This window comes from Pseudomonas sp. PMCC200344, from assembly GCF_030053095.1.
Classification (GTDB): domain Bacteria; phylum Pseudomonadota; class Gammaproteobacteria; order Pseudomonadales; family Pseudomonadaceae; genus Aquipseudomonas; species Aquipseudomonas svalbardensis.
Genome location: NZ_CP125618.1, coordinates 1026114 through 1040947 on the forward strand (window position 1 = coordinate 1026114; position 14834 = coordinate 1040947).

Here is a 14834-nt window from a genome sequence, read left to right on the forward strand (position 1 = left end):
GCCTAATGAGAATGTCTGCTGTTAAGAAGCTTCGGAGTTTTGGAGCGGTCGAGGGTGCAAAAGATCGCAGTCTTCGACAGCTCCTACGGGCTTACTCTTCTACTTTCTCTTTGACCGGCGCAGGCGGCGGACGCAAACCGATCTCGGCGGTGAGCTTGAGCTCTTTGCCGTTGCGCATCACCTGGATCGTGACCTTGTCGGTCGGTTTGATCCGCGCGACCTGGTTCATCGAACGGCGACCATCGCCAGCCGGCTCGCCGTCGATGCTGAGGATCACGTCACCCAATTGCAGGCCGGCCTTCTGCGCCGGACCGTCACGGAAAATCCCCGCGACCACAATGCCCGGTCGCCCCGACAGACCAAACGATTCTGCCAGTTCCTGGCTCAACGGCTGCACTTCGATGCCGAGCCAGCCACGAATCACCTGGCCGTGTTCGATGATCGACTTCATCACTTCCATGGCCAGTTTCACCGGGATTGCGAAACCGATGCCCTGCGAACCGCCGGACTTGGAGAAGATCGCCGTGTTGATGCCGGTCAGGTTGCCGTTGGCATCCACCAGCGCGCCGCCGGAGTTGCCGGGGTTGATCGCTGCGTCGGTCTGAATGAAGTCTTCGTAGTTGTTCAAGCCCAGCTGATTGCGCCCGGTGGCGCTGATGATGCCCATGGTCACGGTCTGGCCGACACCGAACGGGTTGCCGATGGCCAGGGCTACGTCGCCGATGCGGATGTTGTCGGAACGCCCGACAGTGATCGATGGAAGATTCTTCAAGTCGATCTTCAGGACAGCGAGGTCGGTTTCCGGGTCGCTGCCGATCACTCGGGCCAAGGTTTCACGACCGTCCTTGAGCGCCACCACGATCTGGTCGGCGCCGGTGGTCACGTGGTTGTTGGTCAGCAGGTAACCTTCCGGGCTCATGATCACGCCTGAACCGAGGCTCGACTCCATGCGCTTCTGTTTGGGCGAGTTGTCGCCGAAGAAGCGGCGGAACTGCGGGTCCTCGAACAGCGGATGGTTCGGTTTGTTGATGACTTTGGTGGTGTACAGGTTGACCACCGATGGCGCGGCGGTAGTCACGGCGTCGGCATAGGACACGGGGCCCTGTTGCATGGTGGTGGTTTGCGGGGCTTGCTGCATGTTGACGTCGAGGCTCGGGAGCCCGACCCACTGCGGGTAACGCTGGATTATCAATAGAGCGATAAGCACGCCGGCCAACAGCGGCCAGCCGGAAAAACGCAGCGCCTTGAGCATTAAGCACGTCCTGAGAGGTTGCAGGCGGTATGAGACCGCCCATAATGTCGCGCATTATACGAGGCGAAGCGTGCCTCTGAACGGGATATTTAGGAGTCTTTTATGGCCGTCGCCCTGAGCACCCTGGTCGAAGAAGCCGACCGTTACCTTAACAGTGCAAAGATTGCCGATTACTGCCCCAACGGGTTGCAGGTCGAAGGCCGGCCGCAGGTCATGCGCATCGTCAGTGGCGTCACCGCCAGCCAGGCATTGCTCGACGCCGCTGTGGAAGCCAGCGCCGACCTGGTGCTGGTGCATCACGGTTATTTCTGGAAAGGCGAGAATCCGTGCATCACCGGCATGAAGCAGCGTCGGTTGAAAACCCTGCTCAAGCACGATATCAGCCTGTTGTCCTACCATTTGCCGCTGGACCTGCACCCGGAAGTCGGCAATAACGTGCAGCTGGCACGTCAGCTCGATATCACTGTGGAAGGCCCATTGGACCCGGACAACCTTAAAGTGGTCGGCCTGGTCGGTTCATTGAACGAGCCGGTGACGGCCCGCGATTTTGCCCGTCGCGTACAAGAAGTCATGGGCCGCGAGCCATTGCTGATCGAAGGCAGCGAGATGATTCGCCGCGTTGGCTGGTGCACCGGTGGCGGTCAGGGTTACATCGATCAGGCCGTGCTCGCTGGCGTCGACTTGTACCTCAGCGGTGAGGCGTCCGAGCAGACCTTCCACAGCGCCCGGGAAAACAACATCAGCTTCATCGCCGCCGGCCATCACGCTACAGAACGCTATGGCGTGCAGGCACTCGGGGATTATCTGGCGCGGCGTTTTGCCCTTGAGCACATCTTCATCGATTGTCCGAATCCAATCTGATTGTTGTCTGAAGTTCTGGGGGGTAGAAGTGTAGTCAGGTGCTTATTGATGATCGAGGCAGGCAGGAAGTAATTGTGTTTCGACGTAGGGGGCAGATTAACGTTGCGGTGGAGGCTACTTCCAGAGTAAACGATCATCACAGAGTGCTGAGTGCAGTTTTATTTAAAATAGACAGGTTTCCAGGGAATTGCTGTTGGCCTGTCTATTGTGTTGATGTTGGCTGGTTATTTTTGTACGTCAAATGATCCTTCAAAAATGATTTTTTTATCTTTTGAGTAAAAAGTAAACGTACCTGCTGCTGCATTCCCTGATTTGCTGAGCGTAATGTTCAGTTTGCCAGAGTAAGCATTTTCATATTTGCCCTTGTCGCCGTATGTCCAGCTCCAATAGCCCGAGCCGTCCTCAGTAAAGTCAGGGTATTTTACTAAGTGCGACCCGTCCTCAAGGCCATATGGAAAAGAAAAAGAAATGGCATCATCTTCAGGGGTAACTGCCATAATGAAACCCGCAAATGTGGAGTCATCAGAACTCTCGGGTCCCGTGGAGAATTTAATGCCACTGGTAATATTCAGTTTGCTTCCGGTATGTGTTTTCCCTTTGATTGTCCCAGAGGCTTTTGTGCTTTCAGATACAACGGAAGCATAATCCGAGGGGAGAGATAATTTCATATTGAGGTCCTTTCAGTAATTAATTATTGAGTGCAATAGTTTTTGCCTTGCGGAAGTAAATTAGGGGTTGCTGGTTCTTATGTCTACTGTCAGAAATGACAGTGCGTTATATCTGTTTTGAATTAAAATTATTTTTTAAGGTTTAATTGGTTGGCTGATGAAGAGGGAAATGAGGATTAACGTTTTCTGACGTATTTCAGTGGGAAACCCGCGGGCCCCGACCGGATAACGCCCACAAAAAAGTCAGCCGCACCCGAACACGCCGGTATATTCATATACCCTTTCGATCTAGCCGGTGTCCTGATTAGAAGAGGTCGCTGTGCTAGGATTCCTCGCTCGAACACGGCCCGCTGGCCGTCCATAAGATCGTTTTCGTGAGTAGCCATGGTCGACAAACTGACGCATCTGAAACAGCTGGAGGCCGAAAGCATCCACATCATCCGCGAGGTCGCCGCCGAGTTCGATAACCCGGTGATGCTGTACTCCGTCGGTAAAGACTCCGCCGTGATGCTGCACCTTGCGCGCAAGGCATTCTTCCCGGGCAAACTGCCGTTCCCGGTGATGCACGTCGACACCCGGTGGAAGTTCAAGGAAATGTACGCGTTCCGCGACCGCATGGTCGAAGAACTCGGCCTGGACCTGATCGTGCACGTGAACCCCGATGGCGTCGCGCAGGGCATCAACCCGCTGACCCACGGCAGCGCCAAGCACACCGATATCATGAAAACCGAAGGCCTCAAGCAGGCCCTAGACAAGTACGGTTTCGATGCCGCTTTCGGTGGTGCCCGTCGCGACGAAGAGAAGTCCCGTGCCAAAGAACGCGTGTATTCCTTCCGCGACACCAAGCACCGCTGGGATCCGAAAAACCAGCGTCCCGAGTTGTGGAACGTCTACAACGGCAAAGTCAACAAGGGTGAATCGATCCGCGTGTTCCCTTTGTCGAACTGGACCGAACTGGACATCTGGCAGTACATCTACCTCGAAGGCATCCCGATTGTGCCGCTGTATTTCGCCGCCGAGCGCGACGTCATCGAGATGAATGGCACCTGGATCATGATCGACGACGAACGCCTGCTCAATCACCTGAGCGATGAAGACAAGGCGCGCATCGTCAAGAAGAAGGTCCGCTTCCGCACACTCGGCGACTACCCGTTGACCGGTGCGGTCGAGTCCGAGGCCATCAGCCTGACCGACATCATTCAGGAAATGCTCCTGACGCGAACTTCCGAACGCCAGGGCCGAGTCATCGATCACGATGGCGCCGGCTCGATGGAAGAAAAGAAACGTCAGGGTTATTTCTAAGGGGTTGTCATGTCGCACGCATCTGATTTGATCAGCGAGGACATCCTCGCCTATCTGGGCCAGCACGAACGCAAGGAAATGCTGCGCTTTCTTACCTGTGGCAACGTCGACGACGGCAAGAGCACCCTGATCGGGCGCCTGCTGCACGACTCCAAAATGATCTACGAAGATCACCTGGAAGCCATTACCCGCGACTCGAAAAAAGTCGGCACCACCGGCGATGACATCGACCTGGCATTGCTGGTCGACGGCCTGCAGGCCGAGCGGGAGCAGGGCATCACCATCGATGTCGCTTACCGTTATTTCTCCACCGCCAAACGCAAATTCATCATCGCCGACACCCCTGGCCATGAGCAGTACACCCGCAACATGGCCACCGGTGCGTCCACCTGTGACCTGGCGATCATCCTGGTCGACGCCCGTTATGGCGTGCAGACCCAGACCCGTCGCCACAGCTTCATTGCCTCGTTGCTCGGCATCAAGCACATCGTTGTCGCCATCAACAAGATGGACCTCAACGGCTTCGACGAAACAGTCTTCGAGTCGATCAAGGCCGATTACTTGAAGTTCGCCGAAGGCATCGCGTTCAAGCCGACCACCATGGCGTTCGTGCCGATGTCGGCGCTGAAGGGCGACAACGTGGTGAACAAGTCCGAGCGCTCGCCGTGGTACACCGGCCAGTCGCTGATGGAAATCCTTGAAACCGTCGAGATCGCCAACGACCGCAACTACACCGACCTGCGTTTCCCGGTGCAGTACGTCAACCGTCCGAACCTGAACTTCCGTGGTTTCGCCGGTACGCTGGCCAGCGGCGTCGTGCACAAGGGCGACGAAGTCGTTGTGCTGCCGTCGGGCAAGAGCAGCCGCGTGAAATCCATCGTCACCTTCGAAGGTGAGCTGGAGCACGCCGGTCCTGGTCAAGCGGTGACGCTGACCATGGAAGACGAGATCGACATCTCTCGCGGCGACTTGTTGGTGCATGCCGACAATCTGCCGCAAGTGACTGACGCCTTCGACGCCATGCTGGTGTGGATGGCGGAAGAGCCGATGCTGCCGGGCAAGAAATACGACATCAAGCGCGCGACCACCTACGTGCCGGGTTCGATCACCAGCATCGTCAACCGCGTTGACGTGAACACCCTGGAAGAAGGTCCGGCCAGTTCGTTGCATCTGAACGAGATCGGTCGCGTCAAGATCAGCCTCGACGCGGCCATCGCGCTGGACGGTTACGCGAGCAACCGCACCTCCGGTTCGTTCATCATCATCGATCGTTTGACCAATGGCACCGTCGCGGCCGGCATGATCATCGCCCAGCCGTTGAGCCATGGCACCAGCACGCATCACGGCAAACTGGCGCACGTCGCCACCGAAGAACGCGCCCAGCGCTTCGGCCAGCAACCGGCCACCGTGTTGTTCAGCGGTTTGTCGGGCGCGGGCAAAAGCACCCTGGCCTACGCGGTTGAGCGCAAGCTGTTCGACATGGGCCGCGCGGTGTTTGTGCTCGATGGCCAGAACCTGCGTCATGACCTGAACAAAGGCCTGCCACAGGATCGCGCCGGGCGTACCGAGAACTGGCGTCGTGCGGCGCACGTTGCGCGTCAGTTCAACGAAGCGGGTCTGCTGACACTGGCAGCCTTCGTTGCGCCGAGTGCCGAAGGTCGTGAGCAGGCCAGGGAACTGATCGGCAAGGAGCGTCTGCTGACGGTCTACGTCCAGGCCTCTCCGACGGTCTGTGCCGAGCGTGACCCACAAGGCCTGTACGCGGCGGCCGGCGATAACATCCCGGGCGATTCCTTCCCGTACGACGTGCCGCTGGACGCCGACCTTGTGGTCGATACCCAGTCGCTGTCGCTGGAAGAAAGCGTCAAGCAAGTGCTGGATCTACTGCGCAAGCGTGGCGCGATCTAAGCGTTAGCCGTTAATAAAAAACCCGCCGATGAGTGATCATCGGCGGGTTTTTTTGTGCCCCTGAGATCGCCATCGTCGGAGCGCCGCCCGGAGCAGGCTCGCTCCCACAGGGATCTCAAGTGAACACAAAATCTGTATTCCATGGAGATCCCATGTGGGAGCGAGCCTGCTCGCGATGAGGCCAGTACAGGCGCTTCAGGACTTGGTCGGATACTCGCGATGCATCTGCCCCAGCAGCGCATCCTTGTCTTCCCATAGCTGATTGATCCAGCCCTGAAACTGCAATCGATACTCGCCGTCCTGGTCGTAGTTCTTGCCGATGAACTGCGGCGGAATCTTCAGCTCCTGAAAGTGCACCACCACGTCCTTCACGTTCCCACAGAGCAAATCCCAGTAACCGGGACGGCCGGCCGGATAGTGAATGGTCACGTTGACGATGGCTTCCAGCTGCTCACCCATGGCATCCAGCACAAACGCAATGCCGCCAGCCTTCGGTTTGAGCAAGTGACGGAACGGCGATTTCTGCTGGGCATGTTTGCCTTCGGTGAAACGCGTACCTTCGACGAAGTTGAAAATCCCCACCGGGTTATGGCGGAACTTGTCGCAGGTCTTGCGGGTGGTTTCCAGGTCTTTGCCTTTCTTCTCCGGGTGCTTCTCCAGGTAGGCCTTGGAGTAGCGCTTCATGAACGGAAAGCCGAGCGCCCACCACGCCAGACCAATCACCGGCACCCAGATCAGTTCCTGTTTGAGGAAGAACTTCAGCGGGCGAATCTTCCGGTTCAGCACGTACTGCAACACCATGATGTCGACCCAGCTCTGGTGGTTGCTGGTGATCAAATACGAGTGCTGATAGTCCAGACCTTCCAGGCCGCTGAGTTTCCAGCGCGTGTGTCCGAGCAAATCCATCCACGCTTTGTTGTTGCTGATCCAGGCTTCGTGGATGTGGCTCATCAGCCAATCGGTAAAGCGCTGGGCGGCGGGGAAAGGCAGCAGCAGTTTGAAGATCGCCACGATGAACAGCGGTGTGCAGCAGGCAATCGTGTTCAGCGCCAACAGCAGCGAGGCAATCACGCCTCGCAGCGGTGCAGGTAGGGAATCCAGCATTTAAAGATCCAAAGGTCGGTTGGCAGCTTGAATCGCGGTCAACGCGATGGTGTAGACGATGTCGTCGACCTGCGCGCCACGCGGCAGGTCGTTCACCGGTTTGCGCAGGCCTTGCAGCATCGGCCCGAGGCTGACGCAGTCGGCGCTGCGCTGCACCGCTTTGTGGGTGGTGTTGCCGGTGTTCAGGTCGGGGAATACGAACACTGTGGCGCGACCAGCGACCTGGCTGTTCGGCGCCAGTTGTCGGGCGACGGTTTCGTTGGCGGCGGCGTCGTACTGCAATGGGCCGTCGATCAACAGCGAGTTCTGTTGTTCGTGGGCGAGCAATGTCGCTTCGCGTACCTTCTCGACTTCTTCGCCGCTGGCCGATTCACCGCTGGAGTAGCTGATCATCGCCACGCGCGGGGTGATGCCGAAGGCGGCTGCCGAGTCGGCGCTTTGCAGCGCGATCTCGGCCAGTTCGCTGGCGCTCGGGTGCGGGTTCATCACGCAGTCGCCGTAGACCAGCACTTCCTCGGGGAAGAGCATGAAGAACACCGACGACACCAGCGTGCAGCCCGGCGCGGTCTTGATCAGTTGCAAGGCCGGGCGGATGGTGTTGGCGGTGGAGTGAATGACCCCGGACACGAGGCCATCGACTTCATCCAGCGCCAGCATCATGGTGCCGATCACCACGGTGTCTTCCAGTTGCTGCTCGGCCATCGGCGCGTTGAGGCTTTTGGTTTTGCGCAGGGCGACCATCGGTTCGACGTAGCGCTCGCGAATCAAGTCCGGGTCGAGGATTTCCAGCCCCAGCGGCAGCTCGATGCCTTGGGCGCGGGCGACGGCTTCGACATCCGCAGGTTTCGCCAGCAACACGCAACGAGCGATACCGCGTGCCTGACAGATCGCTGCGGCTTGCACCGTCAGCGGCTCGCTGCCTTCGGGCAGAACGATGCGCTTGTTGGCGGCCTGGGCACGCTGAATCAATTGATAGCGGAACACCGCGGGCGACAAGCGCATTTCCCGTGGCGTACCGCAGCGCTGGTGCAGCCAGTTGGCATCGAGGTGGCTGGCGACGAAGTCGGTGATGATCTCCGCGCGCTCGCGGTCGTCGATCGGGATTTCCTTGTTCAAACCGTTCAACTGGTTGGCGGTGTCATAGGATCCAGTGCTCACCGACAACACCGGCAAGCCAGCCTGCAACGCGCCACGGCACAGGTCCATGATGCGCGGGTCGGGCAGTGTGTCGCTGGTCAGCAACAGGCCGGCCAGGGGCACGCCGTTCATGGCGGCGAGGCTGACGGCGAGGATGATGTCGTCGCGATCGCCAGGCGTCACCACCAACACGCCGGGCTTGAGCAGCTCCACGGTGTTGCGCATGGTGCGGGCGCAGATGATGATTTTGGTCATGCGCCGGGTTTCGTAATCACCGGCATTGAGAATTTGCGCGCCCATCAGATCGGCGACGTCGCGGGTGCGCGGGGCGTTCAATTCCGGCTGGAACGGGATGCAACCCAGCAAACGGAAATCGCCACTGCGCAGCAACGGCGAATGCTCTTTCAAGCGCGAGGCGAAGGCCTCCATGCTCTCCTCGGTTTTGACTTTGTTGAGGATCACACCGAGGACTTTCGGATCTTTAGGGCCGCCGAACAATTGCGCCTGCAATTCCACTCGTCCAGACAGTTCGGTCAACACTTCGTTTTCCGGCGCCGAGACCAGGATCACTTCGGCGTCGAGGCTCTTGGCCAAATGCAGATTGACCCGCGCGGCATAACTGGCGCTGCGGGTCGGGACCATGCCTTCGACGATCAGCACATCTTTGCCGACGGCCGCCTGCTGATAGAGGGTGATGATTTCTTCGAGCAGCTCATCCAGCTGACCGTCGCCGAGCATGCGCTCGACGTGTGCCAGACCGAGCGGCTGAGGCGGTTTCAAGCCGTGAGTGCGCGCCACCAGTTCGGTGGAGCGTTCAGGCCCTGTATCACCCGGATGCGGCTGGGCAATCGGCTTGAAAAAGCCGACTTTGAGGCCGGCTCGCTCAAGGGTACGTACCAGCCCGAGGCTGATGGAGGTCAGACCCACACCAAAATCGGTGGGTGCGATAAAAAAAGTTTGCATGCGAATTCTCTGGAGGTGCATGTGGGCAGCCCGTGTGGCCTTTGCCGTCAGTCAAATTCGGCGCCTGAAATCCATATCCTGCGTTGCTGTTCCTCCCCATAGCGAGCTATGACTCGTCACAGCGCCTTGGCTATGGACTTCAGGCATCCGAATTTGATCTGACGCAAAGGCCGTACGGGCCGCCAGGCGATCATCTATGTCTGACGATCTACCGAAATTCAGTCGCCAAGGTTATCGCTAACCGAGCCTTGTGCGCACCAACCGCAATCAAAGGGCTGGCCTATTTTTTCAATACGTTGCGCGGGGTCCAGGACCCAGGCGCGCGATTGCCAGGGCGGCTGGTGGCGCAGGTGCTGGGTGTGACCGCAGGAAAGCTCGGCCACCCAGTGCCCGTCCTCATCCTGATGGAAACCTGTGACCGTCGAGTCTTGCGCCGCGTTCCGTCTGTCCGGGTTGTGTTCGCTTTCGGGCGATTGCTTCGCTAAACTTGGCCATTCTTCATTCTTATGCAAAAGGTCTCGCCCCATGCTGATCGCCGCCAATAAGGCTGTCTCCATCGACTATACCCTGACCAACGACGCTGGTGAGGTCATCGACAGCTCCGCCGGCGGCGCCCCGCTGGTCTACCTGCAAGGCGCAGGTAATATCATTCCGGGCCTGGAAAAGGCTCTGGAAGGCAAAGCAGTCGGTGACGAACTGACTGTCGCCGTAGAACCTGAAGATGCCTACGGCGAATACGCTGCCGAACTGGTCAGCACGTTGAGCCGCAGCATGTTCGAAGGCGTCGACGAGCTGGAAGTGGGTATGCAGTTCCACGCATCCGCTCCAGACGGCCAGATGCAGATCGTCACCATTCGCGATCTGGACGGCGACGATGTCACCGTCGACGGCAACCACCCGTTGGCCGGTCAGCGCCTGAATTTCCAGGTCAAGATCATCGACATCCGTGACGCCAGCCAGGAAGAAATCGCACATGGTCACGTCCATGGCGAAGGTGGCCATCACCACTGATTTTCTGCGCTAAGCTTTCGAGAACTGGAGAGGCGCCCGAGGGGCGCCTTTTTAGTCCGCGGCTGTCCCAGGTGACACCGCCAAGTGGCTGTTTCGAGAAGAACACGGGAATTTGGAGTTCGTCATGAGTGCTTTTCACGACCTTAAATTGACAGCCCTGGATGGTCAGGAACTACCGCTGGCGCCTTTCAAGGGGCGTGTCGTGCTGGTGGTCAACGTTGCCTCCAAATGCGGCTTGACCCCACAGTACGCGGCGCTGGAAAACCTCTACCAGCAATACAAGGACAAAGGTTTCAGCGTGCTGGGCCTGCCGTGCAACCAATTTGCCGGGCAGGAACCGGGTACCGAGCAAGAGATCCAGGAGTTTTGCAGCCTCAACTACGGCGTGAGTTTTCCGTTGTCCAGCAAGCTGGAAGTCAATGGTCACGATCGTCATCAGCTGTACCGTCTGCTGGCGGGCGAGGGTGCTGAATTTCCCGGTGACATTACCTGGAACTTCGAAAAATTCCTGCTGGGCAAGGATGGTCGCGTGCTGGCGCGGTTCTCGCCGCGCACGGCGCCGGATGATCCGTCTGTCGTTCATGCGATCGAAAAAGCGCTGAGCTGAACCCAAAAAATCGCAGCCACTGAGCTTAATGCCAGTCAGTTAAGCTGACTGGCATTTTTCTTTCTGATCGGATATTTCGGTGATTTGAGCCTTATGGCGCGGGGATAAATGCGCTCTTCCCGTCGATGCGGCAGAACATAATGCGGGGCAGAGGCGTGCAGCTCGGCCAGATATTTGGGGATGTTCCCGGAACGGTCGGCCGAAACGCTGTTGATAAACCCTAAAATTGCCCAAGTACACGCGGTAAAGCTCATTTCGCACGGGTAAATACCTGGACAGTGGCGGCTCATTTCCACCATCTGGTAGCGCAGCAGGTTGTAGCCCAGCAACACACCCCACAGTTCCTGCTCGATCATCTCGGGCGTCTTGCTACGCAATGTATAGCTGCTGTTGAGCAGCGTCTGTTTCATCTCGCGAAACCCTAATTCGATCTCCCATCGCTGGCTGTACAGGTCGACGATTTCGTCGGACGGGAAGCGTAGCGGATCGGCCATCGACGTCAGGATCTGACAAACCTTGCCCTTGACGGTTTTGCTCAGCAATCGCGCGGTCAGGCGCTCCGGCAGCCCCGGCCATTGCGTGCGGGCCTGCGGCGAAGTGCTCAACGAGACCACAGCGTCCTGGCGCCCCAAGCGCTGAATCACTTCGTACTGCGCACCTTTGCGCAGAGGCATCAGCCAATGTCGCTCGATGCCTGCTTGCTGCCACTGATGCAGCAAACCCAAGGAGTAAAAACCGCGATCGAACAGCGTCAGCGAGTGATCGGGCGTGGTTTCGATCAGTTGCTCCGCCAGTTTCATTTCGTTGCTGCGATAGCCATCCAACGCGCTGCCGATCAGCATGTGGCTGGTCAACTCCATTTGGCAGACCATGCGCACCTGAGGAAAACCAGTGTCGCCATGCTGGTTGCTGGCGGAGTCGTAACGCGCACGGTTTTCGGGGGTATCGGGTGTTCGCCAGACGACGCCGTCGACACCCAGTAAGCGCAAACCGGCCCAAGTTGGGTGATCCACGGCCTCATGCCAACTTTTCTGAGTCAGATGGAAGACTTGTCGTACAGCTTCGCTGCCTAATCGCTGACGGGCCTGGACTACGGCGCTGGGCGCCACCAGCGGACGTTGTCCCGGCAGCATGATGTTCATGCGGCTGACCACATCCCAGGCCGACATGCGTCGAAAGAACGCCATGGAGATCACGCACCAAAGCATCATTTCCAGCGGCAAACGCCGCTTGCGCAGGGTCGCCACGCCGGCCTGTTCAAGTGCCTGCTCGACCAAAGATGGATCGAGTAAAGAATCCAGTCCCTCGATTGAGTTAGGGGTGGAGGCGATATTGTGGGTCAGTTCCAGGGCCCGAGCGAGACGCATAAAAAAATCCGATGCCAGTACAGGCATCGGATTTTGATTTCTTGCGGCCAAAGGTCAAGCAAGAGGGCTTAACTGATCGGCATTAGCCACTGAGCTGCGATTTTTTATGCCTGCCTTTTGAACCTTAATCACCGCAATCAATAGTGCTGTGCATCGCTTGCCGTCCCACATATTATCGCCGTCATAAAATCTCTGTCCCGTCGATACCGTTTTCGTGGAGCGTCCCATGCCCGTCAAAGCCCTGTTCAAACCGTTCCACCTTGGCACCCTCGAACTGCCGACCCGCGTCGTCATGGCGCCGATGACCCGTTCGTTTTCGCCGGGTGGCGTTCCCAATTCCAAGGTGATCGAGTACTACCGTCGTCGCGCCGCTGCGGGTGTGGGTCTGATCATCACCGAAGGCACCACCGTCGGCCACAAGGCTTCCAACGGCTACCCAAACGTGCCGCATTTCTACGGTGCAGCAGCGCTGGCCGGCTGGAAGAAAGTGGTCGACGCGGTTCACGCTGAAGGCGGCAAGATCGTTCCGCAGCTGTGGCATGTCGGCAGCGTGCGCCGCATCGGCACCGAGCCGGACGCCAGCGTGCCGGGTTACGGTCCGTCGGAGAAATTGAAGGACGGTCAGGTCGTGGTTCACGGCATGACCCAGCAAGATATCCAGGACGTGATCGCCGCGTTTGCCCAGGCTGCCAAAGATGCCCAGAGCATCGGCATGGACGGCGTGGAAATTCACGGTGCCCACGGCTACCTCGTGGACCAGTTCTTCTGGGACGGCAGCAACCAGCGCACTGACGAATACGGCGGCAGCCTGGCTAACCGTTCGCGTTTCGCCATTGAACTGATCCAGGCGGTGCGTGCAGCGGTCGGCGAAGGTTTCCCGATTATTTTCCGTTTCTCGCAGTGGAAGCAGCAGGATTACACCGCGCGTCTGGTGCAAACGCCGCAAGCGTTGGGCGAATTCCTCAAGCCGTTGTCCGACGCCGGCGTGGATATTTTCCACTGCTCGACGCGCCGTTTCTGGGAGCCGGAATTCGACGGTTCCGAGCTGAACCTGGCAGGCTGGGCCCGCAAACTCACTGGCAAGCCGACCATCACCGTGGGCAGCGTCGGCCTGGACGGCGAGTTCCTGCAGTTCATGGTCAACACCGACAAGATCGCGCAGCCGGCCAGTCTGGAAAAACTGCTGGAGCGTTTGAACAATGATGAGTTCGATCTGGTGGCCGTCGGTCGTGCGTTGCTGGTGGACCCGGACTGGGCGCAGAAGGTGCGTGACGGCCGTGAAGAAGACATCCTGCCGTTCAGCCGTGAGGCGTTGATGACTCTGGTTTAAGCGGCGCCTGCACTGACGCCTTCGCGAGCAAGCCCCACATTCGACCGCGTTTCTCTGAGAAAACTCGGTCACCTGTGGGAGCGAGCTTGCTCGCGATGACTCACTTGATATCACCAAAGAATTCAGGGCAATGTCGCTGCACCAGGAACCACCTGCTCCCCAACACAAGCCCCGCGCAACTGCCTCTCAAACTGCTCGATAATCGCTGCCCAGCCCTGGCGACTCGCATGCTGACGCGCATTAAGCCGCATGCAGCGCAAGGTTTCGCGCTCCTCCAACAGCCAACACGCCGCATCGCAGAACGCCTCTTCGTCCCCCGGCATCGCCAGTACGCCGTTGTAGCCATGGCGGATGTGCTGAGCCGCCGCAGCCTGATCGTAAGCCACCACACCCAAACCTGAAGCCAGTGCCTCAAGCACCACGTTGCCGAAAGTCTCGGTCAGGCTTGGAAACAGAAACACATCCCCCGAGGCATAGTGACTGGCCAAGGCTTCGCCGCGTTGAGAGCCACAGAAAATCGCCTCGGGCAGTTCTTTCTCCAGGACCACTCGTTGCGGACCGTCGCCGATCACGATCAACTTCAGGTTTTTCTGTGGATAAGTCGTACGCAGCCTTTCGAAACTGCGCTTAAGCAAGCCGAGATTTTTCTCCGGTGCCAGGCGACCTACATGGATGACGGCAATGTCACTGTCGGCCAAACCCCACTGTTCGCGCAGCGACGTCAGCCGCTTGGTCGGGTGAAACAACTGGCTGTCGACCCCACGGGACAGCAACGCCAGGCGCTCGAAATGCCGGCGTTCCAGTTCCATTCTTTGGCTCACGCTCGGCACCAGGGTCAGCGTCGAACGATTGTGAAACCAGCGCAGGTAGTGGGTCAGCAATCGCGTCAGCAGTCCAAGCCCATACTGACTGGAGTACTGCTGGAAATTAGTGTGAAAGCCGCTGACCACCGAAATCCCCAAGCGCCGTGCCGCGCGCAACGCGGACAATCCCAGCGGTCCTTCCGTGGCGATGTACAGCACGTCCGGCCGATGACGCTTCCAGCGCCGCAGCAGCTTGTGCATCGACGACTGACCCCATTGCAAGCCGGGATAACCCGGTAGCGGCCAGCCCCGACATAGCAACAACGCATCGTCGCTGCCCAGCTGCTGATCGCAACCCTGACGCGGTCGCACCAATTCCACCTGATGCCCGCGCGCGCGCAAGCCGTCGCACAAGCGGCCAAGGGTATTGGCCACTCCGTTGATTTCGGGAGGGAAGGTTTCGGTGATCAGGGTGATATGCAGAGCTGTCGTCATGACCTCAGTGTCGGCTGAGGCCATGT

13 protein-coding genes are annotated in these 14834 nt (G+C 58.6%); 6 read left to right on the plus strand and 7 right to left on the minus strand.

The annotated features are described in order from the left end of the window. Positions 1-91: 91 nt before the first annotated feature. Complete coding sequence (algW, locus tag QFW87_RS04490; protein ID WP_283182972.1) at positions 92-1252, minus strand: Do family serine endopeptidase AlgW; 1161 nt, start codon at positions 1250-1252, stop codon at positions 92-94. A gap of 102 nt (positions 1253-1354) precedes the next feature. Between algW and QFW87_RS04495 the strand changes: the two genes are divergently transcribed. Then, positions 1355-2113: a Nif3-like dinuclear metal center hexameric protein gene (locus QFW87_RS04495; protein WP_283189907.1), complete on the plus strand. Its 759-nt coding sequence runs from the start codon at positions 1355-1357 to the stop codon at positions 2111-2113. 224 nt (positions 2114-2337) lie between these two features. Here the strand turns inward: QFW87_RS04495 and QFW87_RS04500 are convergent, their stop codons facing one another. Further along, entirely contained in the window at positions 2338-2781 is a 444-nt protein-coding gene (locus QFW87_RS04500) for a hypothetical protein (RefSeq protein WP_283189908.1), read from the minus strand. A 384-nt stretch (positions 2782-3165) separates the two neighbouring features. Here QFW87_RS04500 and cysD point away from each other — a divergent pair, with 384 nt between their 5' ends. After that, on the plus strand, positions 3166-4083 hold the full coding sequence (cysD, locus tag QFW87_RS04505) for a sulfate adenylyltransferase subunit CysD (protein ID WP_283182974.1): 918 nt from the start codon (positions 3166-3168) through the stop codon (positions 4081-4083). A 9-nt stretch (positions 4084-4092) separates the two neighbouring features. Beyond that, entirely contained in the window at positions 4093-5991 is a 1899-nt protein-coding gene (gene cysN / locus QFW87_RS04510) for a sulfate adenylyltransferase subunit CysN (protein WP_283189909.1), read from the plus strand. 195 nt (positions 5992-6186) lie between these two features. Here the strand turns inward: cysN and QFW87_RS04515 are convergent, their stop codons facing one another. From QFW87_RS04515 to QFW87_RS04525, 3 genes are all read right to left on the minus strand, one after another. After that, positions 6187-7095, minus strand: a complete 909-nt coding sequence (locus tag QFW87_RS04515; protein ID WP_283189910.1) for an acyltransferase — start codon at positions 7093-7095, stop codon at positions 6187-6189. Further along, complete coding sequence (pta, locus tag QFW87_RS04520) at positions 7096-9195, minus strand: phosphate acetyltransferase (RefSeq protein WP_283189911.1); 2100 nt, start codon at positions 9193-9195, stop codon at positions 7096-7098. A 218-nt stretch (positions 9196-9413) separates the two neighbouring features. Further along, positions 9414-9752 carry a DUF3565 domain-containing protein gene (locus tag QFW87_RS04525; protein ID WP_283189912.1) on the minus strand — a complete coding sequence of 113 codons (339 nt, stop codon included), beginning with the start codon at positions 9750-9752 and terminating at the stop codon, positions 9414-9416. On the opposite strand from QFW87_RS04525, the gene QFW87_RS04530 reads away from it, so the two are divergent. Together QFW87_RS04530 and QFW87_RS04535 are read left to right on the plus strand one after the other, a co-directional pair. After that, positions 9721-10206: a peptidylprolyl isomerase gene (locus QFW87_RS04530; RefSeq protein WP_007901600.1), complete on the plus strand. Its 486-nt coding sequence runs from the start codon at positions 9721-9723 to the stop codon at positions 10204-10206. The two genes, QFW87_RS04525 and QFW87_RS04530, sit on opposite strands and share 32 nt — an antisense overlap. A gap of 124 nt (positions 10207-10330) precedes the next feature. Further along, entirely contained in the window at positions 10331-10813 is a 483-nt protein-coding gene (locus QFW87_RS04535) for a glutathione peroxidase (protein ID WP_134421995.1), read from the plus strand. A gap of 35 nt (positions 10814-10848) precedes the next feature. Here the strand turns inward: QFW87_RS04535 and QFW87_RS04540 are convergent, their stop codons facing one another. After that, the gene (locus QFW87_RS04540) at positions 10849-12180 is read right to left on the minus strand and encodes an IS4 family transposase (RefSeq protein WP_283188801.1); all 1332 of its coding nucleotides are present in this window, start codon (positions 12178-12180) and stop codon (positions 10849-10851) included. A gap of 226 nt (positions 12181-12406) precedes the next feature. Between QFW87_RS04540 and QFW87_RS04545 the strand changes: the two genes are divergently transcribed. Further along, entirely contained in the window at positions 12407-13510 is a 1104-nt protein-coding gene (locus tag QFW87_RS04545) for an NADH:flavin oxidoreductase (protein WP_283189913.1), read from the plus strand. Positions 13511-13632: 122 nt separating this feature from the next. Here the strand turns inward: QFW87_RS04545 and QFW87_RS04550 are convergent, their stop codons facing one another. Next, positions 13633-14832, minus strand: a complete 1200-nt coding sequence (locus QFW87_RS04550) for a glycosyltransferase family 1 protein (RefSeq protein WP_283189914.1) — start codon at positions 14830-14832, stop codon at positions 13633-13635. Positions 14833-14834: the final 2 nt, after the last annotated feature.